The following is a 26,180-nucleotide window of genomic DNA, read 5'->3' as shown; positions in this document are numbered from 1 at the left end:
CATGGCCCTGGCCAGCCTCTGGTGTCGCGGCCTGGACGGGCTGCAGGCACCGCGGGTGCAGGTGGAAGTGCACCTGGCGGCCGGCTTGCCCAGCTTCACCCTGGTGGGCCTGCCGGATACGGAGGTCAAGGAAGCCCGGGACCGGGTCCGGGCCGCCATCGTCAATTCCGGCTTCGAATTTCCCCAGCGCCGCATCACCGTCAACCTGGCCCCGGCCGACCTGCCCAAGGAATCGGGCCGCTACGACCTGCCCATGGCCCTGGGCATCCTGGCCGCCTCCGGGCAGATTCCCGCCCAGGCGCTCCCGGCCCATGAATTCGCCGGGGAGCTTTCCCTCTCCGGCGCCCTGCAGCCCCTGCGGGGGGCCTTCGCCATGGTGCTGGCCGCCACCTCCGGCCCCCAGGCCGCCAGCAGTTTCATCCTGCCCCAGGCCAGTGTCGACGAAGCCGCCCTGACGGGCCAGGGCCAGGTGCTTGGCGCCCGTTCCCTGCTGGAAGTCTGCGCCTGGCTGCGAGGCCAGGGGGAACTCCAGGAGGGCACGCCCCTGCCCCTGAGCCCGGCCACCACCCCACCGGATCTGGCCGACGTCAAAGGCCAGGCCCAGGCCCGGCGGGTGCTGGAAATCGCGGCGGCAGGGGGCCACTCCCTGCTGCTCTACGGCCCGCCGGGTTCCGGCAAGTCCATGCTCGCCGCCCGCCTGCCCGGCCTGCTGCCGCCCCTGGACGATGCAGCTGCCCGGGAATCGGCCGCCGTGCTCTCCCTGGCCGGGCGCTTCGACCCCGGCTGCTTCCGCCAGCGGCCCTACCGGGCCCCCCACGCCACCGCTTCGGCCGTGGCCCTGGTAGGTGGCGGCAGTCCGCCCCGGCCCGGGGAAATCAGCCTCGCCACCCAGGGCATCCTGTTCCTGGACGAATTTCCCGAATTTGACCGCAAGGTCCTGGAGAGCCTGCGGGAGCCCCTGGAACGGGGGGAAATCCACATCGCCCGGGCCGCCCGCCATGCCACCTTTCCCGCCCGCTTCCAGCTGGTGGCGGCCATGAACCCCTGCCCCTGCGGCTGGCAGGGCCATCCCAACGGCCGCTGCCGCTGTACCCCGGACCAGATCCGCCGCTACCGGAGCCGCATCTCCGGGCCCATCCTGGACCGCATGGACCTGCTCATCGAGGTGCCGGCCCTGGACGCGGACACCCTGGCCCGGGCCGGGGGCGGCGAGAGCTCGGCCAGCGTCCGGCCCCGGGTGGAAGCAGCCCTGGCCCTGCAGCAGCAGCGCCAGGGCTGCTGCAATGCCCGCCTGGAGCCAGGCCAGGTGGAATCCCGGGCCGAGGCCACGGGGGAAGCCCTGGGCCTGCTGCAGCAGGCGGCGGCCCGCCTGGATCTCTCGGCCCGCTCCTGGCACCGGGTCCTCAAGGTGGCGCGCACCATTGCCGACCTGGCCGGCAGCCCCCGGGTGGAAAAACTGCATCTGGCGGAAGCCCTCCAGTACCGCCGCCCCTTCAACGAAAATCCATGAATCCCCAAACGCCCCATCCGCCCCGGGCCAGCCTGGGCCTCACCATGCTGCTCGCGGCCCTGGCCGCCGTGGGCCCGTTCAGCATCGACACCTATCTGCCGGCCTTTCCGGAAATGGGCGCCGCCCTGGGGGCGGACAGCCTGCAGATCCAGCAGACCCTGTCCGTCTACCTGTTCACCTTCGGGCTCATGACCCTGTGGCACGGGGCCCTGTCCGACAGCTTCGGCCGGCGCCGGGTGATCCTGGCCGGCCTCGCCGTCTACGCCCTGGCCTCCCTGGGCTGCGCCCTGGCCGGCAGCATCGAGGTACTCTGGCTGATGCGCTGCCTGCAGGGGCTGTCGGCCGGGGCCGGCATGGTGGTGAGCCGGGCCATGGTGCGGGATCTTTACCAGGGGCCGGCAGCCCAGCGCCTGATCTCCCACATCGCCATCATGTTCGCCGTGGCCCCGGCCGTCGCCCCCATGATAGGCGGCTGGCTCCTGGGCCTGGCCGGCTGGCGCGCCATCTTCGCCTTTCTCGCCCTGGGCGCCCTGCTGCTGGCCGGCCTGTGCTGGCGCCATCTGCCCGAAAGTCTGGCCCCGGAACGACGGCAACCCCTGGCCCCCCTGCCCCTGCTGCGCAATTACCTGCGGGTCCTGGGACATGGGGGTTTCGTGGCCGCTTCGGCCGGCATAGGCACCTTCTTCGGGGGATTCTTCGTCTATGTGCTGTCGGCCCCGGTCTTCATCCGGGAACACCTGGGGCTGGCCGCCACCGAATTCCACTGGCTGTTCCTGCCCGCCATGGCCGGCATGATGAGCGGCGCCTGGCTCTCGGGCCGGGTGGCCGGCCGCTGGAGCCAGCCCCGCACCCTGCTCACCGCCTTTTGCCTGATGGCCCTGGCGGCCCTGGGCAATCTGCTGGTGTCCGGCTTCCTGCCCGGCGCGCGCCTGGCTGCCGTGCTGCCCCTGGCCGGCTACACCCTGGGCATGTCACTGGCCATGCCCACCATCACCCTGCGGGCCCTGGACCTGTTTCCGGACAACCGGGGCATGGCAGCTTCCTGCCAGAGTTTTCTGCAGACCCTGGTGAGCGCCTGTATCGCCGCCTTCGTGGCCCCGGCCCTGTGGCACAGCCGCCTGGGGCTGGCCCTGGGCATGGCGGGACTGGGTTCCCTGGGCGCCTTGATGATCTGGACGCACCTGCGCCAGGAACGGCGCTGATCTCAAGTCCGGCTCAGGACTGTTCCCAGGGCAGACCGTCAAAGCGCCAGCCGGAACGGCTGCTGCGGTGGTGCTGTTCGTCCAGCTCCCCTTCGAAGCCATGCACCACGTTCACCACTTCCACGAAGCCAGCGGCTTCCAGGGCCTCCCCGGCCAGGAAGGAGCGCTGGCCGCTGCGGCAGATCACCACCACCGGCCGCTCCAGGCCGTTACCCGCCAATTTCTTCACGTCGGCCACGAAATGGGGATTCACCTCCCAGTCGGGCCCGTCATTCCAGGGTACATGGGTGGCCCCCTGGGGGTGACCGACAAAAAGGAATTCCATCTCGCTGCGGCAGTCGATGAACAGGGCTTCGGGGTTGTCCTTCAGGTAGGCGTGGGCCTCCCGGGGCTGTAATTGTTTCATGATGGGCAATACGTCCGGCGTTGGGGTGTTGCAGCATATTACAGAATACTTACACGAAGCTTTTCCGGAAAATGGACGGAAGCGCCTGTTTTATATAACTTTGGACTTGGCAGTTCCGCCACCTGAAAGTAAACTTGCGCCCCTGCCGAGGAGCGCTGCGACCCGTCCGGTTTTTCCGGTACGCGGGCCAGGCTCGGCAATCATCAACGGCGCTCGCGAACCCCCGGGTTTGTGGCGCCGTTCGCTTTTTTGCGGCGCCCCGGCCCTGTACTGACATTCGCCGAGGTAGTCCATGCAGCCCGATCGCACATCCGAACTCCAGTCCCTGCTCCAGCAGCGCCTCCTGATCCTGGACGGCGCCATGGGCACCATGATCCAGCGCTACGGGCTGAACGAAGCCGACTACCGGGGCGAGCGCTTCCACGATCATCCCCACGACCTGAAAGGCAACAACGACCTGTTGCTGCTCACCCGGCCCGAGGTGATCCGGGAAATCCACAGCCAGTACCTGGCGGCCGGCGCCGACATCCTGGAAACCAACACCTTCAACGCCACAGCCATTTCCCAGGCCGACTACAACCTGACGGAAGTGGTCTATGAGCTGAACTTCGAGGGCGCCCGCCTGGCCCGTCTGGCCTGCGACGAATTCACCGCCCGGAACCCGGCCAAGCCCCGCTTCGTGGCCGGGGTGCTCGGCCCCACCAGCCGCACCGCCTCCATCTCCCCGGACGTGAATGATCCCAGCTACCGGAACGTCACTTTCGACGCCCTGGTGGCCACCTATTTCGAAGCCATCACCGGCCTGGTGGAAGGCGGCGCCGACATCCTGCTGGTGGAGACGGTGTTCGACACCTTGAACGCCAAGGCCGCCCTGTTCGCCATCGAGACCTTCTTTGACCGGGCCGGCCGCCGCTGGCCGGTGATGATCTCCGGCACCATCACCGACGCCTCCGGCCGCACCCTCTCGGGCCAGACCGCCGAGGCCTTCTGGAACTCGCTGAACCACATCAAGCCCCTCTCCTTCGGCCTCAACTGTGCCCTCGGCGCCAAGGAACTGCGCCAGTACGTGGAGGAGCTGTCCCGGGTGTGCGACTGCTTCGTCTCCGCCCACCCCAACGCCGGCCTGCCCAACGCCTTCGGCGGCTACGACGAGACCCCGGAGCAGCTGGCCGAGGAAATCGCCGACTGGGCCAGGCACGGCTTCGTGAACATCGTCGGCGGCTGCTGCGGCACCTCGCCGGACCACATCGCCGCCATCGCCAAGATGGTGGCCGGCATCGCCCCCCGGGCCATTCCGGCGATCGAGCCCCAGCTGCGCCTCTCCGGCCTGGAACCCTTCAACGTGGGCCCCGACAGCCTCTATGTGAACGTGGGCGAGCGCACCAACGTCACCGGCTCCAAGGCCTTCGCCCGCATGATCCTGGAAGGGCGCTACGACGACGCCCTGGCCGTGGCCCGGCAGCAGGTGGAAAACGGCGCCCAGGTCATCGACATCAACATGGACGAGGCCATGCTGGATTCCGTGGCCGCCATGGAGAAGTTCCTCAAGCTGATCGCCTCGGAACCGGATATTTCCCGGGTGCCCATCATGCTCGACTCCTCCAAGTGGGAGGTGATCGAGACCGGCCTCAAGTGCATCCAGGGCAAGGGCATCGTGAACTCCATTTCCATGAAGGAAGGGGAGGCCAAGTTCCTGGAGCAGGCCAAGCTGGCCCGCCGCTACGGCGCCGCCGTCATCGTCATGGCCTTCGACGAGAAGGGCCAGGCCGACACCTACGCGCGCAAGACCGAGATCTGCAAGCGGGCCTACGACCTGCTGGTCGGTATCGGTTTCCCGGCCCAGGACATCATTTTCGACCCCAACATCTTCGCCATCGCCACGGGCATCGAGGAGCACGACAACTACGCGGTGGACTTCATCAACGCCACCCGCTGGATTCGTGAAAATCTGCCCCACGCCCAGATTTCCGGTGGCGTCTCCAACGTCTCCTTCTCCTTCCGCGGCAACGACCCGGTGCGGGAAGCCATCCACACCGTCTTCCTCTACCACGCCATCCAGGCCGGCATGACCATGGGCATCGTCAATGCCGGCATGCTCGGCGTGTACGACGACCTGGAACCGAAACTGCGGCAGAAGGTGGAAGACGTGGTGCTGAACCGTCATCCGGGTGCGGGCGAGGCATTAGTTGAGTTCGCCCAGACGGTGAAGGAAGGCAAGGCCAAGGACACAGGCCCCGACCTTTCCTGGCGGCAGCTGCCGGTGGACAAGCGCCTGGAGCACGCCCTGGTCAAGGGCATCACCGAATTCGTGGTGGCCGACACCGAGGAAGTGCGGGCCGCCCTGGCTGCCGCCGGCAAGCCGCCCCTGGCCGTCATCGAAGGCCCCCTGATGAACGGCATGAACACCGTGGGCGACCTCTTCGGCGCCGGCAAGATGTTCCTGCCCCAGGTGGTGAAGTCCGCCCGGGTGATGAAGCAGGCCGTGGCCCACCTCATTCCCTACATCGAGGAAGAGAAGGCGCGTACCGGCGCCTCCTCCAAGGGCAAGATCGTCATTGCCACGGTCAAGGGCGACGTGCACGACATCGGCAAGAACATCGTCGGCGTGGTGCTGGGCTGCAACGGCTACGACGTGGTGGACCTGGGGGTGATGGTGCCCACCGAAAAGATCCTGCATGCCGCCAAGGAACACGGCGCCCAGGCCATCGGCCTCTCCGGCCTGATCACCCCTTCCCTGGAAGAAATGAGCCACGTGGCGGCGGAGATGCAGCGCCAGGGCTTCAACGTGCCCCTGCTCATCGGCGGCGCCACCACCAGCCGGGCCCATACCGCCATCAAGATTGCCCCCAACTATGAGGGCACCGTGGTCTATGTGCCCGACGCCTCCCGGGCCGTGGGCGTGGTCACCCGCCTGCTCTCGGAAGACCAGCAAGTCGCCTACCGGGAAGAACTGGCCAGCGAGTACGAAGCCGTGCGCCAGGAGCATGCGGGCCGCAAGGGCGCCACCCTGGTCAGCCTGGCTGAAGCCCGGGCCAACGGTTTCACGTGGAACACGGAGTTCCATCCCCAGGCCCCCCGGGAGCCGGGCCTCCATGAAATCCGCTTCGATCTGGCCCAGCTGGCCGAGGTGTTCGACTGGAGCCCCTTCTTCCAGAGCTGGGACCTGGCCGGCCGCTTCCCGGCCATCCTGGATAACGACGTGGTGGGGGAAACCGCCCGCCAGCTTTACGCGGATGCCCGGGCCATGCTGGAGAAGATCGTCAGCGAGAACTGGCTGGAAGCCCGGGGCGTCTTTGCCCTCTGGCCCGCCGCCCGGGACGGGGACGATCTGGTGTTCTACACCGATGCAAGCCGCAGTCAGGAGAAGGGCCGCTGGCTCGGTCTGCGTCAGCAGCACAAACAGCCCCAGGGTCGCCAGAACCTGGCCCTGGCGGATTTCGTGGCGAGCCGGGAAAGCGGCATTGCCGACTGGGCCGGCGCCTTTGCCGTCACGGCCGGGCTGGGCATAGAAGGGCGGGTCAAGGCTTTCGAGGCCGCCCATGACGACTACAACGCCATCATGCTGAAGGCCCTGGCCGACCGCTTCGCCGAGGCCGCCGCCGAATGGCTGCACCGGGAAGTGCGGCGCCGCTACTGGGGTTATGCGAACGCTGAAGCCCTGGACAACGAGGCCCTGATCGCCGAGCGCTACGCCGGCATCCGCCCGGCCCCGGGTTATCCGGCCTGCCCGGACCACACGGCCAAACGGGAGCTGTTCCGTTTGCTGGAAGCCGAGCCCCGCATCGGCATGGGGCTGACCGAATCCTGCGCCATGACCCCTGCCGCTTCCGTGGCCGGCTTCTACATCGGCCACCCGGAAGCAAAATACTTCGCCATTCCCAAGATCGGCGAGGACCAGCTGGAGGACTGGGCCCGGCGCTCGGCCATGTCCCTGGACGAAGCCCGGCGCTGGCTGGCTCCCCTGCTCTGATGAGCAGGACCTGAGCACTCGGGAACATGCACAGGGCCCCGTCTCCGGACGGGGCCCTGGCACATCAGGACGCTGGCTTTCAGGCCAGCCGCCCTTCCCGATAATCCTGCAGGGTCTGGTAGATCTCCTGCTCGGTGTTCATCACGAAGGGCCCGTACTGGGCGATGGGCTCGCCCAGGGGCTGGCCGGCCACCAGCAGCACCCGGGCGCCTGCCGCACCCGCCTGCAGGGAAACCCCGTCGGCCTCGTCCCCGGCGCCCAGTATGCCCATATGCCGGACAGGCAGTTCCTCTCCGGCCACCGTCACCGTCCCCCGGTAGACATAGAGGAAGGCATTGTGACCGGCGGGCAGGGACTGGGAGAACCCGGCCCCCGGCGGCAGATGCAGATCCAGATACAGGGGCGCCGTGGCTTCGCGCCGCACCACGCCATCCACCCCGTGGCTGGAGCCGGCGATCACCGTCACTTCCACCCCCTGGGCCGTGCTGAAGCGCGGCAGGCTGGCGGCCGGGAAATCCTGGTACCAGGGTGCCGCCAGCTTGTCCCGGGCCGGCAGGTTGAGCCAGAGCTGAAAGCCTTCCATGCGCCCTTCCTCCTGCTCGGGAATCTCCGAATGGATGATGCCCCGCCCCGCCGTCATCCACTGGACACCACCGTTTTCCAGCAGACCTTCGTGACCAGCGCTGTCCCGGTGTCGCATGCGGCCGCTGATCATGTAGGTCACCGTCTCGAAGCCCCGGTGCGGATGGTCGGGAAAGCCGGCGATGTAGTCGTCGGGCTTGTCGCTGCCGAAGGCGTCCAGCATCAGGTAAGGGTCCAGGCGCCGCTGCAGGGCCTGGCCCAGGACCCGGGTCAGACGGACCCCGGCTCCATCGGCAGTCTCCCTGCCGCTGACCCGCTGTTCCAGGCGGCGGCTGAAGGTGACCCGTTCTTCCTTGAGAGCAATGGCATTCATGGCTGACTCCTTTTTCCAGTTTCAGGCCAGGGCGGCCTCGATGTCCTGCTCGGCCCGGGCAAACGCCTGCTGCACGGCTGCCTCACCCATGGCCAGACCTTCGGCATGGATGAAGCGCACATCGCTCATTCCGAGAAAACCCAGGATGGTCTTCAGGAAGGGCACGATGCTGTCCCGGTCACTGTCCTTATGCATGCCCCCGGCGGCCAGGGCCACATAGACGGTCTTGCCCCGGAGCAGCCCCTCGGGGCCATTCTCCGTGTACTGGAAGGTGACCCGGGCCCGGGAAATGGCGTCGATCCAGCTCTTGAACTGCACCGACACCCCGAAGTTGTACATGGGCACCCCCAGCACCACCAGATCGGCGGCCTGGATTTCGGCAATCAGGGCATCATCCAGGGCCACCCGGGCAGCCTGCTCCGGGGTGCGTTGTTCGGCCGGGGTGAACAGGGCCCCCAGGGCAGCCTCGTCGAGCAGGGGATGAGGCTGGACAGCCAGGTCCCGCCGGGTCAGCCGGGCTTCCGGATGGCGGGCCCGCAGCCGCTCCACGATGCTGTTGGCCAGATGGGTGGATTGACCGTCCCGACGGGCGCTGGCATTGACTTGCAGAATGTTCATGGCGATGACTCCTGATAAAAGTGGGTACGGCCTCACTTTATTCGTCAGCACTGCGCTACAGAAGCCCATGAAATGGATAAGATTGGTGCAACGATGGAACAGTTAGACGCCAACGACCTGCTCATCTTCGCCCGGGTAGCCAGCCTGGGCAGTTTCAGCCGCGCCGCCGACCAGCTTGCCCTGCCCCGCTCCACCGTTTCCCGCCGCATCACCCAGCTGGAAGAACGCCTGGGGGAGCGCTTGATGCTGCGCACCACCCGGCGCCTGCGGCTCACGGAATTCGGCGAGCACCTGCTGCAGCACGCGCTCCAGGTGGCCGCCGAGGTGGATGCCGTGGCCGCCCTGAGCGAACACCGGCAGGCCCGCCCCACGGGACGGCTGCGGGTCTCCATGCCCAGCGACATCGCCAACCTGCTGCTGGCGGACAGCCTGGCCGCCTTTGCGGCCCTGCATCCGGGGGTGCAACTGGAACTGGACCTGTCGCCCCGGCGGGTGGACCTGCTCGGGGAGAACTTCGATCTGGCCGTGCGCATGGGCGAGCTGCCCGACGACAATCTGCTGGTGGCGCGGCGTCTGGCCTGCTTCAGCGTCAGCCTCTACGCCGCCCCGGCCTATCTGGCAGAACGGGGCGATCCGCCAACACCGGACGCCCTGATGACCCATGAAGCCCTGTATCTACTGCGCCGGGATGGGGAATACCCGGGCTGGCGGCTGACCAACCAGGCCCAGAGCTGGGAAGGACGGCCACCCGGGCGCATTGCCGCCAACTCCCCGGAAACCCTGATCCACCTGGCCCGGGCCGGCGCCGGCATCGCTGCCGTGCCCGACGCCCTGGCCAGCCCGGCCCTGCGGCGGGGCGAGCTGCGCCGGGTGCTGCCCGGCTGGCAACTGCCCTCCCCCACGGCCTGGGCCGTCTACCCCGGCCGCCGCCTGCTGCCGGCCAAGACCCGGGCCTTTCTCGAAATGCTGGAAACCGCAGCGGCCCACCTGGAATCTTCCCCCGGCATCCGGAGCTGAAATCCTGGTACCGGCCCAAGCCGGGGAAGAAGGGAAGAACTCAGGCTTTGGCACCGGGGACCCCCGCCGATGCGGCCGGGCCCCCGGAAAAACTCAGACCCGGTAGAGGGAAGCGGTGGCGCGCAGGCGCTCGGTGAGGCTGGCCAGTTCCCGGGACAACTCGGCGGCCTCCTCGGCACTGCGGCAATTGGCCTCGCTGATCTGGGCCACCTTTTCCACCCGGCCGGCAATCTCGTTACTGGCAATGCCCTGCTCCCGGAGCGCATCGGAGATGGCTTCCACATCCGACTCCACCCGCGCCACGCCGGCCTTGATCCGGCCCACCGCCGCCACAGCGTCATCCACCCCGGACATGCCCGTGGCCACCTGTGCCACCGACTGCTGCATCTGCACGCCGGCGCCGTCGGAACCCCGCTGGATGGCGTCAATCTTGGCGGAAATATCCTGAGTGGCCAGGGCGGTACGTTCCGCCAACTTCCTCACCTCGTCGGCCACCACGGCAAAGCCCCGGCCCTGCTCCCCGGCCCGAGCAGCCTCGATGGCGGCGTTGAGGGCCAGCAGATTGGTCTGGTCGGCCACCTCCCGGATCACCTGCACGATGGAGGTGATTTCCCGGGAAGCGCTGCCCAGGGCCTCGATGGACTGGGCGGTTTCCTGGATACGGCCGCCGATCTCGCGGATCTGGTTGATGGTGCTGACCATTACCTCCCCCCCTTCGACGGCGGCCCCATCCGAATCCCGGGCCGCGCTGGCCAGACTCTGGGCATTGTCCGCCACCTGGTTGATGCTGACCGTCAGCTGTTCCACCGAAGCCGCCATGGCAGAGGCCGTTTCCGACTGCTCGGCGGAACTGCCCGAGACCTGCCGGGCTGCCACCGCCAGACGAGCCGCCATGTCCGAAACCTGCTGGATGGCGCCCAGGAACTCCCGCAAGGTGTCGCCCATGGCGGCACTGAGCCGGTTCACCGCCGCCGCGGTTTCCGCCACCTCGTCGTGCCCCTTCAGGATGATGGGGCGGGTGAAGTCCCGGGTCTCGACAATCTGCTGCATGCCATCGCGCATCTGCCGCAGGGGAGGCACCACGGCCCGGTAAAGCAGCAGCCCCATGCCCAGGCCCAGCAGCACCGACAGCACCAGGGCCAGGAGCAGGCCAACCCGGGCCATGTGCTGCACCGAAAGGGCCTCGCTGCGCAGCTGATCACTGCTGCTCACCCCATCCTCGACAATCCGGTCCACCACCGGCAGCAGGGTCCGGAAAGCCTGGCGCTGCTCGGCGCGGAAATAGGCCAGGGCCGCCTCCATGTTTCCGGCCCGGACCAGTTCCACCAGCCGGTCATGGGTTTTCATGTAGGCGTCCAGCTGCTGCCGGTATTCGGCGATTAACTGCCGCTGGGACTCCCGGGTGATGAGCTTCTCGTACTCCGCCAGGAACTTGCGCAGATCGTCGGCATTCTTCTGCTGCCGCCCCAGGGTTTCGTCGATTTCGGCAGCGGAACGCACCACCAGAAGCTGGGTCTCGCGGTTGCGGAAGTCGATGAGCTCGGCCCGCATGGCCCCCGAATAGCGCACCGAAGGCAGCTCCTGCTCGCCCATGCGCCCCGCGATCTGGCTCACATGATCAAGCTGGACCAGGGCCACGATGCCCGTGGTGGCGATCAGGCCAAGAAAGGTCAGGATCGCCAGGACAAGTTTGCGTGAAATGGTCATCATCAATTCCTCTGGTGTAGGCCTCCCGGCCTCCATGGCCCTACGGGCAGGTTGATTGATCCTTAAAGCCTCATTTGAGCCCCGGAGCATACAAAAGCCAGCCCTCGCGCTCCTTGTATCACCCCACTGCCACAGCTTTGGGGTTGTACAAGACAAGCGGATAAAGCCTTCCTTTCTCAGTGCCTCAGTGCCTCAGTGCCTCTGTGCTAAGGAATTCAGCTTGATTGTACCCATATTATTCACCTGGGCTGTTCCAGATCCTCCACCACCACGGCCAGGGCGTTGGTGGAAATCAGCACCTCCACCAGGGACAGGATCAGGGACAGGGCCAGGACCAGGATGCTGCAGCCGAACAGGAACTTGCCCGGCGTTTCCCCATGCACGAACAGGGCGAACATGGAGAGGGCGCAGAGCAGGAAGCTGAGCACCCCGAAACCCTGCATGTACTGGATCAGGATGATGCGTCGCTTGAGGCCGGGGATCTGGCGCTGCACCAGGGCGGCCCCGGGATCGGCGGAAGCATGGAGTTGCCGGATCACCTGGGCCAGGGTCAGGAAGCGGTTGGTATAGGCCAGCAGCAAGAGGGAAATGGCAGGAAACAGCAGGGCGGGAGTAGTCAGGTCCATGGGGCGGAAACAATGAAAGGCCGTGCAGCCGATATCCGGATTCTATCCCCTCCCGGCCTCCCATCCGGGAACGTAAATCCGTCATCAAGAAATCCCCCCAACACCCCTACAATACGGCTTTACGTAACGCGCCTTCCCGGAGCATCCATGACTTTCAAGGTATTCATCGACGGCCGCCACGGCACCACCGGTCTCAAGATCGACGAGCGGCTCTCCATCCGCCCGGAAATCGAAATCCTCACCATCCCTGAAGAGAAGCGCAAGGACCCGGCGGTCAAGGCCGAGTACATCAACAGCGCCGACGTGGTCTTCCTCTGCCTGCCCGATGCCGCCTCCCGGGAATCCGTGGCCCTGCTGGCCCCGGGCAACACCAGGACCCGCTTCCTCGACGCCTCCACCGCCCACCGCACCAACCCGGACTGGGTGTACGGTCTGCCCGAACTCAACGGCGGCCAGCGCCAGCGCGTCGCCCAGGCCCAGAAGGTGGCCGTGCCCGGCTGCCACGCCAGCGGCTTCATCATGCTCATGGCCCCCCTGGTGGCCGGCGGCATCGTGCCCAAGGACTACCCGGTCAGCACCTACTCCATCACCGGCTACAGCGGCGGCGGCAAGGAAATGATCGCCAGCTACGAGGAGCCCGCCAGCCTGCCGGACGCCATGAAGAGCCCGCGCTTCTACGCCCTCGGCCTCACCCACAAGCACCTGCCGGAAATGCAGATGCAGACCGGCCTGGCGCACCAGCCCCTGTTCACCCCCATCGTCGGCAACTTCGCCCAGGGCATGGTGGTGGCGGTGCCCCTGCTGCCCCGGATGCTCGGCAAGAAGGTCATCCCGGCCGACCTGCAGGCCTTCTACAGCGAGTACTACGCCGGCGAAGTGTTCGTGCAGGTGATGCCCCTGGATGCCGCCCCGGTGCTGGACAACGGCTTCCTGCCGGCCACCGCCTGCAACGACACCAACCGGGCCGAGATTTTCGTCTTCGGCCACGGCGAGCAGATTCTGGTGGCCTCCCGCTTCGACAACCTGGGCAAGGGCGCCTCCGGCGCCGCCATCCAGTGCATGAACCTGATGCTGGGGGTGGACGAGGCGACCGGCCTGGCCCTCTGAATTCAGGGAGAGGGAAAATTGACGGGACCGGGGAACCCTGGTCCCGTTTTTTGTTACTCAAGCGAGCCATCGCTGGAGCCCGATGATCCGGAAACGCTTACCAGGGGAAGGAAATGCGGCCAGATTGATGCCTGCCCCTGCGTCCCGGCTTTCAGGAGACGCCCCCAGGGTACGGAGCCCGATGCGCAATTTCATCATTCCGCCGGGCTTTCCGGAGCCGCGGCAACCTTGAAGGAGCGACACCCATGAGCAAGCCCTCCAGCATCCTGCGTTCCGGCCTCGTGGCCAGCCTCGTCAGCGCCACCCTGGCCCTGGCGGCCTTTTCCCCGGCCCAGGCGGAAGAGAACCTCTATTTCTACGTGAAAAACCGGGCCGACTCCCGGATCGTCAAACTCCAGGTCTCGGAAAACCGGAAGAACTGGGGCGACTTCGACATCGGCCGGGGCATCAGCCCGGGTCAGAAAGTCAAGCTGATCTGGGACCCCAGCACCGACGATGAAAACTGCAAGCAGTGGATCCGGGCCAAGTTCGCCGACGGCAGCACCAGCGACCCTTCCAAGTTTGATTTCTGCGACGACTTCGACGATCCCATCGAGTTCTGGTGATTCCCCAGCGGACCGGCGCCATCCCCCTCCGGTCCTCCCTCGCTGGCAACAGCCCTAGCCCGGGGCAGGAAAGCCTCCGCTCCCCTGCCCTGTTACTGTTCAACCTTAAAACCTCAGTTAAACCACAGAGGCACAGAGACGCCGAGGAAAAACAAAGACTTGCCCTGGAAGGCCAGGTCACTTTCTAGGTGAGCGCAGAAGATAATGCAAGCCATTGTTTTTTTGAACTTCTCTGTGTCTTTGTGTCTCTGTGGTGAGGTTTTTAGGATCAATACAGCAGGAACTCCCGGCGCTGGGCCTCCCAGGCCTGCTCGTCGGGAAGGGCCAGGGCCTCCAGATCGGCCGCTGCCGCCGCCGGATCATCCACCCATTCCCTTAGCAGCGGACTGCCGTTGATCAGGTCTATGGCCAGCCGCTCGAATTCGTACTCATAGGCGAACTCCCGCCAGAGGGGGTAGTCAGGCTGCAGCCGGCGCAGGGCCTTGAAGGCCAGGGCCTGCAGGCGCCAGGGCTTGAAGGCCTGGTGGTCGTAGCCGTCGCTTTGTTCCACGTGAAACTGCACCCCGTTGCAGAGCTTGCCCCCGTGCTTGTGGAAGGTGGGTTCGAACCAGACCTCGCGCAGGATGCAGCCCCGCAGCCAGGCCGGAGCCAGGGCCTGCATTTCCCGGATGATGGCCCGGGCATCGATGTCCGGGGCCCCGAACAGTTCCAGGGGCCGGGTGGTGCCCCGGCCTTCGGAAAGGGTGGTGCCCTCCAGCATCACGGTGCCGGCATAGGCCCGGGCCATGGAAAGATTGGGGGCATTGGGGCTAGGATTCACCCAGCTGCGCTCTCCCAGGGGCCAGCCGTACCCGGGGGCGTCATCGGGCTGCCAGCCCTCCATGGGAATCACCTGGCAATCCACATCCAGCTTCAGGGTGGCGATGAACCAGCGGGCCAGCTCGCCCATGGTGAGTCCATGGCGCATGGGCATGGGACCCGCCCCCACGAAGCTTTCCCAGCCAGGGCGCAGGCTCAGGCCCTCCACCGGCCGGCCAGCGGGATTGGGGCGGTCCAGCACCCAGACCGACTTGCCATGTTGTGCCGCAGCTTCGAGCACGTAACGCAGGGTCGTGATGAAGGTGTAGATGCGGCAGCCCAGGTCCTGCAGATCCACCAGCAGCACATCGAAGCTCTGCATCATGGCGTCCGTGGGCCGACGCACTTCCCCGTACAGGCTGAAGATCGGGATGCCATGCCGGGGATCCAGGAAATCCGGGGATTCCACCATGTTGTCCTGCTTGTCCCCCCGCAGGCCGTGCTGGGGACCAAAGGCGGCACTGAGGCGGATGTCGGGCAGGGCGGCCAGGGCATCCAGGGAATGGGTCAGATCCCGGGTCACGGAAGCCGGATGGGCCAGGAGGGCCACCCGCTTGCCGGCCAGGGGCCGGCGCAATTGGGGATCGGCGAGGAATCGATCAAGTCCGAAAAGGGTCATGGCAATCCAGGAAAAAAGGGGTTCAGCCGGGTCCCGGGCGCAGGGAAAAACCGGCCCGGTGATGAAAATCCGGTCGGCCAGGGGGATGCTGCAGGGCCCAGTAAGAAAGGCTGCCATCGGCCAGCTGCAGCACCATGGTCAAGGCCAGACACAGCTCATCATCTCCGGGGGGCAGGGCCGCCATGGGCAGGTCCACATCCAGGGACAGGCAGCGGGCATCCTGGCGCCAGCGCATCTCCGGCGCCGGCAGACGCAGCCCGCCCATCCGCTCCCGGTAATCGCTGAAGCCATAACCGGCCCACTGGCCCGAAGGGGAAAAGTTGTACTCCCGATAAGCCCGCTCCCCGTCACGGGCCAGGAACAGCTCGCAACAGCTATGGGCCCAGAGCTGGTCCGGCTCCAGTTGCTGGCCCGGCCGGGGCAGGCGCAGGGAGCCCAGATCCCCCTCGAGCCGATACTCCAGGTGCAAGCCATTGGCCAGACGCCCCTGGACTTGGAGCGACTCGATCCCGACCGCCGGAAACTGGGGGTGACACTGGAGGGAGACAGCAAAGGTATCCATGACCATCCGGCGCAGGCAGTCGGCCTCGCCCGCAGACAAAGCGGGCATTTTACCGCCTCAGGATGTCAGGCGTGGCCGGACCTGCTCGGCAAACAGGGTGAGGGAGCGGCGGTTGATTTCCGGGTCGTAGGAAGCCGGCTTGAGCAGCAGCACGCAGTCCCCCACCACCGCCTTCAGGGCCAGGCATTGTTCGACACAGGCAGCCGGGTCCCCGACGATGGCATTGGCCAGGATCTGGGCCTCGGCAAATGCGGACTCGGGCTGGGAAAAGGGCTGTACCGGCGCGGCCGAGGCAATGCCCTTGATGGCTGCACGCATGTTGCTGCCAAAATCCCGGATGAAGGGCATGGCGTCCTCCCGGGCGCGCCGGCCGTCCTCATGGCAGGAAAGATAGCGGGCCAGCACCAGGGGACGCTCCGGGTTGCCGCCCAGGGCGCGCCAGCGTTCCATCACGGCGGCGATCCGGCTGGCAGGTGCCGCCGAAGGCGCCATCAGGCCATAACCCCGGCGGGCGGCCAGCTCCACCCCCGCATCGCTCATGCTGGCCAGCCAGATCGGCGGCAACCCTGGGCGCATGGGGCGGGGATAAACGGACAGATCCTCGTAGTGATGGAATGTCCCCTGGTACCGCACCTGGGTTCCCTCCAGGAGCTTTTCCAGCACCGCCATGCCCTCGAACATCCGGGCCCGGCTTTCGTCGTGACTGACGCCGAAGTGACGGAACTGCTCCGGAAACGGCCCGCCCCGCCCTATGCCCAGCAGCAGGCGCCCGCCCGACAGGGCATCCAGGGTGGCAATTTCCTCCGCCACCCGGAACGGCTCATGGAAAGGCAGCAGCAGGGCACCGGCCCCGAGCCCTATGCTGCGGGTCCGCGCCGCCAGATAGGAGAGCAGGGAAAACAGGGCGGCGCTGACGCTGAAAGGGTTGAAGTGGTGCTCGGTGAGCCACACCTCCTCATAGCCCAGGGCCTCGGCATGGCAGACGGTATGAACGGACTCCAGCAGGGCCCGCCGGGTATCTCCCATGGGATTCTCGAAATTGGCGAACAGGGCGAAGCGCTTCATGGGGTCCCCTCTCCCGGCTTGCGGAAAGTGATCCAGATACCGGCCTCCTGCTGCAGCACTTCTCCGACAATACCGGCTGCGTCAAGCAAGCGCTGGAAATGCTCGGGGGGATTCCGGCGCCCCCGCTCGCGCATGGCCCCCAGCCACTCCTCGTCCCCGGCCTTGAGGGCCATGATCTCCTCGCGCAGGAGCCGGGTGCCGAAGCCACCACCGATATAGGCCCAGCCGCCGGGGCGCAGCACCCGCCAGACCTCCCGCAGGCCCGCCTGCTGATCCTCCCAGAAATAGATGGAGCCCCGGCTCACCACCAGGTCCATGCAAGCCTCGGGGAAATCCAGCTGCTCGGCCCGGCCCAGGGTCGCCTCGACCTGGGCCTGCACACCATGCTCGGCAATGTTTTCCCGGGCTAGTTGCACACAATCCTCCAGGGGATCCACCACGCTCAAACGCAATTGGCTGCGCTGGGCCAAAGCCACTGCCAGCATCCCCGGGCCGCCCCCCAGGTCCATGCCCTGCCCCTGCCGCACCCCCGTATGGGCGAGAACCTGCTCGGCAATGACCGGATAGATCTTGCGGAACAGATCCTTCATCACCTTCTCATTGAACGCCCTGGCATCCATCGTAAACATCGCTACCTTCCCTCCATCACCCGCAGGGGCGCACCCACGCCGGGGCCCTGCCGTCCACACCCTCCTCACAATATGCATGCCAACATAACGAATTCCCCAACATCATGAACAAATACAATCAATTCATGATATTGCGCCTGCCGCCCGGGCCAGACCGCTCTCATTCGATGTATACATCCATACATATTGGTGTGAGATTTCCCACAACCCCCCGGACCGCTCCCGTTTCCCGGACAAGGCGTCACGCGCACTACACGTCCCGGCACGGGCTTTCAGCTACCATAGGCACTCTTCTCATACAAAAGGAGGATGTCCATGACCCCCAACAAGCTCCTGGCCGCATCCCTGCTGGCACTGACATTGCCCCTCACCGCCCTGGCCCAGGGCGAAACACCCGCCTCCCCCAGCCTCACCTGCGGCGGCATCGGCTCCGATGAATCCTCCCGGATGCTCTCCGAGAGCAAGCAGCAGTCCCTCACCATCCTGTACGTCTCCCACGACGGCCATTACATGTCCGACGTCCAGACCCGCATTGAAACCATCAAGGGCGAAGCCCTGGCTGAACAGGCCTGCGGCCCCATCGGCCAGGTGAATGTGACCGCCAAGGGCCGCTACAAGGTGGTAGCCAGCTTCGCTGGCCAGAAGCAGGAAAAGACCCTGAGCCTGAAGCCCGGCGGCGGCCAGCGTCTGGTGCTGCGCTGGAAAGCCGAATAACCCTCCCAGAACCGGGGGCTGCGGCCCCCTGCTCCCATGCTGTACGACCTCCCCATCCGCTACGTCGAGCCGGTCTATCGCCCCCCCAGTGAAGCCCAGTCCCTGATCCTGCCCGTCACCGACGGCTGCTCCTGGAACCAGTGCACCTTCTGCGAGATGTACACCGATCCGGGCAAACGCTTCCGGGCCCGGGACGAAGCCGAGGTGCTCACCGCCCTCGCCCGTCTTGGAGAACGGGGAGCCCCGGGCATCCGCCGGGTGTTCCTGGCCGACGGGGATGCCCTGGTGCTGCCCACCCGGCGCCTGCTGACCATCCTGGCCGCCATCCGGGAACATCTGCCCCAGGTGCACCGGGTATCCAGCTACTGCCTGCCCCGCAACCTGAAAAAGAAGAGCGTGGCGGAACTCGCGGAACTGGCCGAGGCCGGCCTGAAGCTCGCCTACGTGGGCGCCGAATCCGGTGACGACGAGGTGCTGGAGCGGGTGCGCAAGGGCGAGACCTTCGCCAGCACCCGGGAAGCCCTGGAAAAGCTGGGGCAAGCCGGCATCAGCCGTTCGGTGATGATCCTGAACGGCCTGGGAGGCCGGGCCCTGAGCCAGGCCCACGCAGCCCATTCGGCCGAACTGGCGAACGCCACCCAGCCGGAATTCCTGGCCACCCTGGTGGTGAGCTTTCCCCTGGGTGAAGCCCGCTACCGGGCTGCTTTTCCTGAATGGGAGCCCCTGGGCATTCCCGACCTGCTGGCCGAGATGGAGCATTTCATCAGCCGCCTGGAATTGAAACGCACGGTTTTCCGCAGCGACCACGCCTCCAACTGGCTCTCCCTGCGCGGCAACCTGCCCACGGACCAGGACAAGCTGCTGGCCCAGCTGCGCGCCGCCATCGCCGACCCGGCCCACGCCCCCCTGCGTCCCGCCTGGGCCCGGGGGCTTTGAGCCCACCTGGCCCGCATTCTCTGCCACACTCCCACCTTTGCCTGTTTTTACCGCTGCATGAATTCCCCTCCCCTGCGCTCCCTGTCGGACCGCATCCGCCAGGTGATCCTCTTCGAACTGGTGGGCGTGTTCCTCATCACCCCCCTGTTCGCCCTGGCCAGCGGCGAGCCCCTGCTGGAATCCGCCGGGCTGCTGGCCTTCATCTCCCTGATCGCCGCCCTCTGGAACGCCGCCTACTGCACCGCCTTCGACTGGCTCGAAGGCCGCCTCAGCGGCCGCCGGGCCGACCAGCGCCCCCAGCTGCTGCGTCTCGCCCACGCCCTGGGCTTCGAAGGCGGCCTGTTGATCTTCAGCCTGCCGGTGATCATGGCCTGGACCGGCATGGACTTCTGGACCGCCCTGGTGGCCGATATCGGCCTCGCCCTCACCTACGCCGGCTACGCCTACCTGTTCAACCTGGCCTATGACCGGATCTTCCCCATCCCTGCGGCAGACTGACATGCTCCCCGACTACATCCAGACCCAGGCCGACCTGGGCTCCAGCACCACCCTGGCCCTGCCCGCCCGGGCGGAATTCCTCGCCCGCATCACCCGGCCGGAACAGCTGGCCGAACTGGCCCGTCACCCGGACCTGGCCGGCCGGCGCCGCTTCGTGCTCGGCGGCGGCTCGAATCTGGTGCTCACCGGCGACTTCCCCGGCCTGATGATCGCCATGGCCATCCCGGGCCGGCAACTGGCGGGCGAAGACCCCCAGGCCTGGTACGTAAGCGCCGCCGCCGGAGAAAACTGGCACGACTTCGTGCAATGGACCCTGGCCCAAGGCTGGCCGGGGCTGGAAAACCTCTCCCTGATTCCCGGCAGCGTCGGCGCTGCGCCGATCCAGAACATCGGCGCCTACGGCCTGGAAGCCGGAGAACTCATCGACCACCTGGAAGCCACGGACCTGAACAGCGGCAAGAGCATCCGCTTTTCCGCCGCCGACTGCGCCTTCGCCTACCGGGACAGCCTGTTCAAGCGGGAAGGCTGGCATCTCTCCGGCCGCTACGCCATCACCCGGGTCTGCTTCCGCCTGCCCAAGGCCTGGCGGCCTCGTACCGGCTACGGCGAAGTGGCCGCCGAACTGGCCCGCGGCGGCATAGACAACCCCACGCCCCTGCAGCTGGCCCAGGCCGTCATCACCATCCGCCAGAAGAAACTGCCGGACCCGGCCGTGCTGCCCAACAGCGGCAGCTTCTTCCAGAACCCCCTGGTCAGCGCCGAACTGGCCGCAGCCCTGGCCAGCGCCCATCCCAGCCTGCCCCGCTATCCCCAGCCCGACGGCCAGGTCAAGCTGGCCGCCGGCTGGCTCATCGAACAGGCCGGCTGGAAGGGGCGCAACCTGGGCCCGGTAGGCATGTACGAGCAGCAGGCCCTGGTACTGGTGAACCGGGGCGGTGCCAAAAGCCGCGACGTGCAGGCCCTGACCCGGGCCGTGCGCGAAGCCGTGCTGGCCCGCTTCGGGGTGAACCTCAGCCCGGAACCCGTGTTCCTCTAGTCGTCATCCCGGTACTGGCGGCGCAAGCGCTCCACCCCCTGGCGGAAAGCCTCCGCATCACCGTAATCGAAGAACTGGGGATAACGCCCGTGGGCCCCCCGGATACGCCGGGCGTGCTTGATCGGGCACCAGTACTGCTCGGTACGCGCCGCCACCTCCCGGACATAAGCCGCCACCCCGTTGCCGTAGGAGCAGTAAAAACAGTTGAACTTCTCCACCAGGTTCAGATAGGGCAGCTCGCCCCGGTCCAGCACCACGTAATCGGAACGCTTCACCCGGGGAATCCGGTAAATGGGGAAGCAGATGTACTGGTACAGGGTCACGAACAGATCCATCAGCAGGAAGGGAATCCAGCCGGCGTAGATCACCGGCGCCGTCAGCACCACCAGGAAGCGGCTGCGCACCAGGAAACGGAACAGCCCCATCTTGTAGCGCCGCTGGGTGCGCAGGAACTCCTCCGCCAGCTGGGCCCGCTTCTCGTCCAGGTCCTCCCGCCGCTTGCGGTACTCCTCTTCCAGCTCCTCCTGCAGGGACTGAATGCGCTGCAACAGCTCGTCGATATGCTTTTTCATGGCGACCCATCAATACATGACCGGGAACAGCATACCCGAAGCCGCCTCACGGCCTTTACCACCTTTGTTGTAGGGTTATTCCTACCCCTGATTCAGCTTCGCCCCGATAGCCCAAGCCCCTCCATGCTCTCAGAATGGAACCGTCCCAAACGAAAAACCCCCACCCGGGAACAGCGATCATGGAAACCCACAACACCATTCCCCAGGACGTCCTCTCCCACTACATCCACAACGTCCGGCAGGTAGCCCGCAAACTCCAGGCCGTCCAGCAGAAGCAGCGGCAAAGCATAGAAGAACTGCTGCAGCTCAAGAGCCGCTGCCAGCAAATCCGCCAGAGCCTCGGGGCCTGAACCTCCCATCAAGCCGGATCAGCCCAGAACCAAGAGCCCGGAAAGGCAAGCCTTCCGGGCTCTTGCATTTGGGGCAGGTCAGGATACGAGCAGAAGGGTGACTTCGCCGCCCCCCGTTTTCCAGGTAGAGCCCCCGTTACCGCAGCCTCGCATACATCCAGCAGTCGCGCGGCTCGGGTGACAGGTTGGGATGCACCGTATAGCGCGCGAGCCGACCCTCCCTGACAAAACCGCTTTTCTCGAGAACACGGGCTGATGGATGGTTTTCCACATCGCAGGTGGCTTCGATGCGAAACACCGTTGGCCGCGACAGCGCGATTTCAGCAAGCCCCCGAACGGCCTCGGGCACATGACCCTGACCCCAGTGCTCCCGCGCCAGGACATAGCCGATGTTCAATCCATGGTCCGTGGCGCGGGCGTCGAGCATCCCCAGGACTTGAGCATCGCTCTTGCGGACTAGCATGTATGGAAACACAGAACCGCTATCCCATGCGCCCATGCACCAGCCGATGAACTGGCGGGTTACTTCAACAGACGCATGGGGAACCCAGACCATGTAGCGACAAACCAGAGGATCCTGGCAGTACGCGGCAAAAATGATCTCGGCATCTTGCGGCACAGGCGGACGCAAAATCAGCCGCGTGGTTTCAATACGTTCAGGAAGAAGAGGATCCATTTGTGTGGTCTACCTTTCGCAATCAATGGCGCTACGCGGCTCTATCGCCTAGCGGCCGACGGATTGATGGGCGGGGTATCGTGCCCCGGACATGGTACTAGAGGCAATCCGGAAGTCATGAACACCGGCGTGACTAAACGTCCGAGCGCGGGGAATCGGGATCAATGCACCGTATCCAGCGGCGACAATACCCCCCGCCCGCCGCGATTGAGCACATGGGTATAAATCATCGTGGTGGACACGTCCGAGTGACCCAGGAGCTCCTGAACGGTACGGATGTCGTAGCCCGACTCCAGCAGGTGGGTAGCGAAGGAATGGCGCAGCGTATGCGTCGTGGCCGGCTTGGCAATACCCGCCAGCCTGACCGCCACCTTGATCGCCCGCTGCAGCGCCTGCTCATGCGTATGGTGACGACGCTCGATGCGGATCGGTCGACAACTCGCGCGCCGGAAACACCCAGAACCAGCCCCAGGATTTGGGCGCAGCGGGGTACTTGCGCGCCAGCGCCTCCGGCATTTCCACCCCCGGCCGTCCGGCTGCCGCATCCTGCTCCCACAAATTACGCACCCGGAGCAGATGCGCCCGCAAAGACGCCATCAAGGACTTTGGCAACACCGTCAGCCTATCCTTGCCGCCCTTGCCGTGACGCACGGTCAACTCGCTGCGCTCGAAATCGACATCCTTGACCCGCAGCCGCACGCATTCCATCAAACGCATCCCGGTCCCGTAGAGAAGACGGGCCATCAGCGCATGCGTCCCGTCCATCGCCGCCAGCAGGCGCTCGACCTCGCCGCGCGACAGCACGACGGGGGTCCGCTTCGGCTTCTTTGGCCGATCCAGATTGGTCAGCCAGGGTAGATCGACGCCGAGCACATCGCGATACAGAAAAAGCAGCGCCGACAAAGCCTGCTGATGCGTCGACGCCGCCACCTGTAAATCCGCCGCCAGATGCCCGAGAAACGCCCGGACTTCATCAGCCCCCATCTCCCTGGGGTGACGCCGCCCATGAAAAGCCACGAACCGACGCACCCACTCGACATAACAGCGCTCCGTCCTTATGCTGTAGTGCTTGTAGCGGATGACTTCCCGAACCCGCCCCAGCAAGGTCGATGATTGATTCAGTTCCATGCCGTACCTGCCGATCGATGTCCACTGTATATAAAAACAGTATTCCATCTTTGCCGACATGACAAGAGACTTTGAGAGAGCCCTGTTCGCCAGCGTATGCGGCAGGAAGCCGGCATATGCGGCGGCCACGCCTGATATCCAGGTACGGCGCCATGTTCAAGCGCCGTCCATCCTGGGAAATATGTGGGGTAACTCCGCCCAAGCCCACTCTGGCCCGCCCTTCGCTACTGACACGTCGTCCAGGATAGATGGCGGCATTCCAGCATACACGGCGAATATGCCGTCCACTTCACGTTGGGCATCGACATCTACCACTGCGACTCGTAGGCGGCCTTGAAATCTCCACTTCCGACAGAACTTGAGGCGATTCGAGAGAAGGCGCTACGCGCTATTCAACCTCTCAAGCCGCTCGATTCGTCGACGGAACACGATCCCAAGACGCTATTTCTTGCACGGCGGACCAACGCTGGCCGAGATTTGCCGCCGTATTACCTCGTGTACTTCCTTCTTGTAGACTTGCTCGGCTTCCCTCACGCCGGAAAGTGGGAAAAGACCGCTTGGTCTGTTGCGGTCGATTGGAATGGTCGTGGATTTCTGATTGAACATCGAAAGATGGGTCTTGGCGTCTTCGCACAAGACGTAGAACGCGACGAGGCTGCGGCACACCAACTTGTTATCCGAATTCAAAAGGCTGTCCGTGCCGCACAGCCCTTCTTTGAATGGCTAGCTGGCGAATCCGTGTCGCGGTCGGAAGTGAACGTGGTCAACAACGCTTCTTCCCTTTATGGGAGATACGAATTCTTGCGCGACTCCTACCACGCCAAGCGCGACGAGTATGAGAGGCGTAAGACGGAGCGTGTCGTAACGCAAGGCACGACCCCCGGTGGGGGAACATGGACGCAATCATCATTCCCTGCATTTCATCTGATTGCCGAAAGTAACTGGCTAGCTATTTCCGCGGTCGAGGCATTCTTCGCCTGGACGGAACACATCTTCATTCACGTTGCTCTCATGACTGGGAGAAGATCGACAGCAACAGAGGTAACTGAAATGGCCGAAGCAGACTGGTCGGTGAAGTTTCAGTCGGCTCTAGACTTGGCCGATTCAAACGCCAAGACCCATTACGACCGCTTGGTTTCACTTCGCAAAGAATTGAGAAACTACGTCGCTCATGGTGCCTTTGGAAAGCAAGGCGAAGCCTTCTATTTCCACTCGGGCGCGGGTGCTGTACCTGTTCTACTTCCCCACAAAGTCGGCAGTCGCAAGTTCAAACTGGGCCACGGGCTGAGCTTTGATGCGTCTGCCGCTTTCATAGCGATGGAGGATTTCATTGCTTACCTCTGGTCGGGCGGGCGAGCACCTGCTGAGCGATACATACAGCAGAGTGAGCTTCCTTTGATCCTTACCTATGTGCACGACGGCACCTACTCGCGGGCGATGAATTCGGTCGAGGATATGGAGGAATTTGTACGCCATCTCTCGGGCGAGTTCGATCGCGCAGCTGACATGGACTGGTAGTCACGGCTCTCCACGCAGATGAACACCCGATGCCCAACCCATCATTCCACCGGACCTGCGCGAAAAGCCGCGCAGGCCGGTGAATTCAGACGTTAGAGCCCTTCATGCACCTCAATGCCACCGTGTCAGCATCGGCCTTTGACGAGCAATACCAGATGGCGCTGGTCTATTGCTTTGACAGGGAGAGGAACTACTGCTTCTCACTATCCAGATTCCCCGAGGAAGACGAGATTGAAGTGATGGTTCTTGACCAAATCAACCACAAGGTTGGCGACCTTTCGGTGAAACTGCGAGGCTCGACACTAAATGTCATCCTAGACAAGTCGCTTGCGGCCCACCTCGACGGCCACACGAGTTACACCATAGGTCTCCTCGGCATTGAAGGGCCAGAACGAGATAATCTTTGTGATGCTCTTCGCAAGATATTCGAGGGAAAGCATGGGCTTCAACTTGAAGACTAATGGAGGTTGCATTGTCGCCGTTCGTGGTTGCCGGCAAGCGGGCTCTAACCCGCCGCTCCAGGGGACGCCCGAGAAGCTGCGCTTCTCGGTTCCCTCCGGCCTGCGGCCTCCGGTCGCCCCTGAGCTAGCACGTTAGAGCTCAAAAATGCCCTTCACGGACGAAGAAATCATCCGCGCTTACTACCACTTCCAGCAAACCAGGGCTGATGAGGACTTTTGGGTATGGCAGGAGGTGGACTCAATGTGCCATGATTTGAATAGCGGCTTGCGAATCACGGAAAAGTTGATCGAGTCCGCACCTACGGCGTTCAGTAGAGATTGCATTGCCGCCGGCCCCTTGGAAGACCTTGTTTACCGGTTCCCCACCACAGCAGTTCCAGCCATTGCTGAAATTGCCGAGAGGTCTGAGAAAATGCGCAAAGCACTTATGGGCGTTAATGTAGATGACGATAGCCCTGCTCTAGCGCCTTGGAATGCTTTGTTAATCAAACACCATGGAACTACAGGTGAGCTCTAACAATTCGTATATGGACTCCCCCGGAAATCAAGGAAACTGAACGATAGGTTTGGCAGCTGGAAAGCGCATGCAGTCGTATATCCGGCATCTGGTGTGGGTTCTCTATGACCCGTGCCGACATGGAATCTGCTCACGGTGCGCCAATCGGTACAAGCGGCAGGCAAGCTGCCGGAAGAGTTATCGGCGTCAATCCGTGTCGGTGCGATCCGTTTAGCCATGATGGGCGATCAGTCTCAAAGCAAACGCGGGAGGGGAAACAACAGGAACATGGGGTTTCCTTTCAGCCGGCAATGGCAAAGGCGGTACGACTCAGTTTCT

At 64.9% G+C, this 26,180-nt stretch carries 27 protein-coding genes and 1 riboswitch; of the genes, 14 read left to right on the top strand and 13 right to left on the bottom strand.

Features of this window, described 5'->3' with window-relative positions; translation table 11 throughout:
* Position 1 precedes the first annotated feature (1 nt).
* Together G474_RS0109420 and G474_RS0109415 are read left to right on the top strand one after the other, a co-directional pair.
* Positions 2 to 1,510 (top strand): YifB family Mg chelatase-like AAA ATPase, encoded by a 1,509-nt coding sequence (locus G474_RS0109420; RefSeq protein WP_026686746.1) that lies wholly within the window; start codon positions 2 to 4, stop codon positions 1,508 to 1,510.
* The gene (locus G474_RS0109415; RefSeq protein WP_043463928.1) at positions 1,507 to 2,712 is read left to right on the top strand and encodes a multidrug effflux MFS transporter; all 1,206 of its coding nucleotides are present in this window, start codon (positions 1,507 to 1,509) and stop codon (positions 2,710 to 2,712) included. The genes G474_RS0109420 and G474_RS0109415 overlap by 4 nt, the downstream gene beginning before the upstream one ends.
* A 13-nt stretch (positions 2,713 to 2,725) precedes the next feature.
* On the opposite strand, the gene G474_RS0109410 is transcribed toward G474_RS0109415, so the two are convergent.
* Positions 2,726 to 3,118: a rhodanese-like domain-containing protein gene (locus G474_RS0109410; protein ID WP_026686744.1), complete on the bottom strand. Its 393-nt coding sequence runs from the start codon at positions 3,116 to 3,118 to the stop codon at positions 2,726 to 2,728.
* A gap of 141 nt (positions 3,119 to 3,259) precedes the next feature.
* Positions 3,260 to 3,340, top strand: a riboswitch (S-adenosyl-L-homocysteine riboswitch).
* Between the two features lie 70 nt (positions 3,341 to 3,410).
* Here G474_RS0109410 and metH point away from each other — a divergent pair.
* Positions 3,411 to 7,088: a methionine synthase gene (gene metH, locus G474_RS0109405; protein WP_026686743.1), complete on the top strand. Its 3,678-nt coding sequence runs from the start codon at positions 3,411 to 3,413 to the stop codon at positions 7,086 to 7,088.
* A gap of 79 nt (positions 7,089 to 7,167) precedes the next feature.
* Here metH and G474_RS0109400 read toward each other — a convergent pair whose 3' ends face one another.
* Both G474_RS0109400 and G474_RS0109395 read right to left on the bottom strand, forming a co-directional pair.
* The gene (locus G474_RS0109400) at positions 7,168 to 8,043 is read right to left on the bottom strand and encodes a pirin family protein (protein ID WP_026686742.1); all 876 of its coding nucleotides are present in this window, start codon (positions 8,041 to 8,043) and stop codon (positions 7,168 to 7,170) included.
* A 21-nt stretch (positions 8,044 to 8,064) separates the two neighbouring features.
* Positions 8,065 to 8,661 carry an FMN-dependent NADH-azoreductase gene (locus G474_RS0109395; RefSeq protein WP_026686741.1) on the bottom strand — a complete coding sequence of 199 codons (597 nt, stop codon included), beginning with the start codon at positions 8,659 to 8,661 and terminating at the stop codon, positions 8,065 to 8,067.
* 93 nt (positions 8,662 to 8,754) lie between these two features.
* Here G474_RS0109395 and G474_RS0109390 point away from each other — a divergent pair, with 93 nt between their 5' ends.
* Positions 8,755 to 9,678 (top strand): LysR family transcriptional regulator, encoded by a 924-nt coding sequence (locus G474_RS0109390; protein ID WP_026686740.1) that lies wholly within the window; start codon positions 8,755 to 8,757, stop codon positions 9,676 to 9,678.
* A gap of 93 nt (positions 9,679 to 9,771) precedes the next feature.
* On the opposite strand, the gene G474_RS22065 is transcribed toward G474_RS0109390, so the two are convergent.
* Both G474_RS22065 and G474_RS0109380 read right to left on the bottom strand, forming a co-directional pair.
* Positions 9,772 to 11,388, bottom strand: a complete 1,617-nt coding sequence (locus G474_RS22065; RefSeq protein WP_169729514.1) for a methyl-accepting chemotaxis protein — start codon at positions 11,386 to 11,388, stop codon at positions 9,772 to 9,774.
* A 236-nt stretch (positions 11,389 to 11,624) separates the two neighbouring features.
* The gene (locus G474_RS0109380) at positions 11,625 to 12,011 is read right to left on the bottom strand and encodes a DUF2721 domain-containing protein (protein WP_026686738.1); all 387 of its coding nucleotides are present in this window, start codon (positions 12,009 to 12,011) and stop codon (positions 11,625 to 11,627) included.
* Between the two features lie 147 nt (positions 12,012 to 12,158).
* Between G474_RS0109380 and argC the strand changes: the two genes are divergently transcribed.
* On the top strand, positions 12,159 to 13,118 hold the full coding sequence (gene argC / locus G474_RS0109375) for an N-acetyl-gamma-glutamyl-phosphate reductase (protein WP_026686737.1): 960 nt from the start codon (positions 12,159 to 12,161) through the stop codon (positions 13,116 to 13,118).
* Positions 13,119 to 13,363: 245 nt separating this feature from the next.
* The gene (locus G474_RS0109370; protein WP_043463925.1) at positions 13,364 to 13,723 is read left to right on the top strand and encodes a hypothetical protein; all 360 of its coding nucleotides are present in this window, start codon (positions 13,364 to 13,366) and stop codon (positions 13,721 to 13,723) included.
* Between the two features lie 268 nt (positions 13,724 to 13,991).
* Here the strand turns inward: G474_RS0109370 and G474_RS0109365 are convergent, their stop codons facing one another.
* From G474_RS0109365 to G474_RS0109350, 4 genes are read right to left on the bottom strand one after another with little or no spacing between them, the layout of a single operon-like run.
* A complete protein-coding gene (locus tag G474_RS0109365; protein WP_026686735.1) occupies positions 13,992 to 15,200 on the bottom strand; it encodes an exo-beta-N-acetylmuramidase NamZ family protein in 1,209 nt (402 codons plus the stop codon).
* 22 nt (positions 15,201 to 15,222) lie between these two features.
* Complete coding sequence (locus G474_RS0109360) at positions 15,223 to 15,810, bottom strand: DOMON-like domain-containing protein (RefSeq protein WP_051282190.1); 588 nt, start codon at positions 15,808 to 15,810, stop codon at positions 15,223 to 15,225.
* Positions 15,811 to 15,819: 9 nt separating this feature from the next.
* Complete coding sequence (locus G474_RS0109355) at positions 15,820 to 16,827, bottom strand: LLM class flavin-dependent oxidoreductase (RefSeq protein WP_043463922.1); 1,008 nt, start codon at positions 16,825 to 16,827, stop codon at positions 15,820 to 15,822.
* Positions 16,824 to 17,417 carry a class I SAM-dependent methyltransferase gene (locus tag G474_RS0109350; protein WP_211228092.1) on the bottom strand — a complete coding sequence of 198 codons (594 nt, stop codon included), beginning with the start codon at positions 17,415 to 17,417 and terminating at the stop codon, positions 16,824 to 16,826. Before G474_RS0109350 ends, G474_RS0109355 begins: the two co-directional genes overlap by 4 nt.
* Positions 17,418 to 17,771: 354 nt before the next feature.
* Between G474_RS0109350 and G474_RS20320 the strand changes: the two genes are divergently transcribed.
* The 4 genes from G474_RS20320 to murB are packed head-to-tail and all read left to right on the top strand — an operon-like array spanning position 17,772 to position 20,640.
* Positions 17,772 to 18,170: a hypothetical protein gene (locus tag G474_RS20320; RefSeq protein WP_043463919.1), complete on the top strand. Its 399-nt coding sequence runs from the start codon at positions 17,772 to 17,774 to the stop codon at positions 18,168 to 18,170.
* Positions 18,171 to 18,206: 36 nt separating this feature from the next.
* Positions 18,207 to 19,106 (top strand): radical SAM protein, encoded by a 900-nt coding sequence (locus tag G474_RS0109340; RefSeq protein ID WP_026686731.1) that lies wholly within the window; start codon positions 18,207 to 18,209, stop codon positions 19,104 to 19,106.
* A gap of 57 nt (positions 19,107 to 19,163) precedes the next feature.
* Positions 19,164 to 19,604, top strand: coding sequence for a PACE efflux transporter (locus G474_RS0109335; RefSeq protein WP_026686730.1), 441 nt, complete (start codon positions 19,164 to 19,166; stop codon positions 19,602 to 19,604).
* A 1-nt stretch (position 19,605) separates the two neighbouring features.
* Positions 19,606 to 20,640, top strand: coding sequence for a UDP-N-acetylmuramate dehydrogenase (gene murB / locus G474_RS0109330; protein ID WP_026686729.1), 1,035 nt, complete (start codon positions 19,606 to 19,608; stop codon positions 20,638 to 20,640).
* On the opposite strand, the gene G474_RS0109325 is transcribed toward murB, so the two are convergent.
* A complete protein-coding gene (locus tag G474_RS0109325; RefSeq protein ID WP_026686728.1) occupies positions 20,637 to 21,212 on the bottom strand; it encodes a hypothetical protein in 576 nt (191 codons plus the stop codon). The genes murB and G474_RS0109325 overlap by 4 nt on opposite strands.
* A 179-nt stretch (positions 21,213 to 21,391) precedes the next feature.
* Here G474_RS0109325 and G474_RS23350 point away from each other — a divergent pair, with 179 nt between their 5' ends.
* Positions 21,392 to 21,562, top strand: coding sequence for a hypothetical protein (locus G474_RS23350; protein ID WP_156919218.1), 171 nt, complete (start codon positions 21,392 to 21,394; stop codon positions 21,560 to 21,562).
* A 136-nt stretch (positions 21,563 to 21,698) separates the two neighbouring features.
* Here G474_RS23350 and G474_RS0109315 read toward each other — a convergent pair whose 3' ends face one another.
* The 3 genes from G474_RS0109315 to G474_RS23915 all read right to left on the bottom strand — a co-directional run bounded on the left by G474_RS0109315 (position 21,699) and on the right by G474_RS23915 (position 23,366).
* A complete protein-coding gene (locus G474_RS0109315) occupies positions 21,699 to 22,238 on the bottom strand; it encodes a GNAT family N-acetyltransferase (protein WP_026686727.1) in 540 nt (179 codons plus the stop codon).
* A gap of 161 nt (positions 22,239 to 22,399) precedes the next feature.
* The gene (locus G474_RS24580) at positions 22,400 to 22,609 is read right to left on the bottom strand and encodes a tyrosine-type recombinase/integrase (RefSeq protein WP_211228099.1); all 210 of its coding nucleotides are present in this window, start codon (positions 22,607 to 22,609) and stop codon (positions 22,400 to 22,402) included.
* A 25-nt stretch (positions 22,610 to 22,634) separates the two neighbouring features.
* Entirely contained in the window at positions 22,635 to 23,366 is a 732-nt protein-coding gene (locus G474_RS23915) for an integron integrase (RefSeq protein ID WP_211228091.1), read from the bottom strand.
* A gap of 333 nt (positions 23,367 to 23,699) precedes the next feature.
* Between G474_RS23915 and G474_RS0109305 the strand changes: the two genes are divergently transcribed.
* From G474_RS0109305 to G474_RS0109295, 3 genes are all read left to right on the top strand, one after another.
* The gene (locus tag G474_RS0109305) at positions 23,700 to 24,884 is read left to right on the top strand and encodes a hypothetical protein (protein WP_026686726.1); all 1,185 of its coding nucleotides are present in this window, start codon (positions 23,700 to 23,702) and stop codon (positions 24,882 to 24,884) included.
* A 104-nt stretch (positions 24,885 to 24,988) separates the two neighbouring features.
* The gene (locus G474_RS0109300; RefSeq protein ID WP_026686725.1) at positions 24,989 to 25,345 is read left to right on the top strand and encodes a hypothetical protein; all 357 of its coding nucleotides are present in this window, start codon (positions 24,989 to 24,991) and stop codon (positions 25,343 to 25,345) included.
* Between the two features lie 145 nt (positions 25,346 to 25,490).
* On the top strand, positions 25,491 to 25,862 hold the full coding sequence (locus G474_RS0109295; RefSeq protein ID WP_026686724.1) for a DUF6869 domain-containing protein: 372 nt from the start codon (positions 25,491 to 25,493) through the stop codon (positions 25,860 to 25,862).
* Positions 25,863 to 26,180: the final 318 nt, after the last annotated feature.

It is taken from the genome of Azovibrio restrictus DSM 23866, from assembly GCF_000429665.1.
Classification (GTDB): domain Bacteria; phylum Pseudomonadota; class Gammaproteobacteria; order Burkholderiales; family Rhodocyclaceae; genus Azovibrio; species Azovibrio restrictus.
Note: the sequence above shows the minus strand (reverse complement) of the source record. Positions and strands in the feature narration are given on the sequence as shown.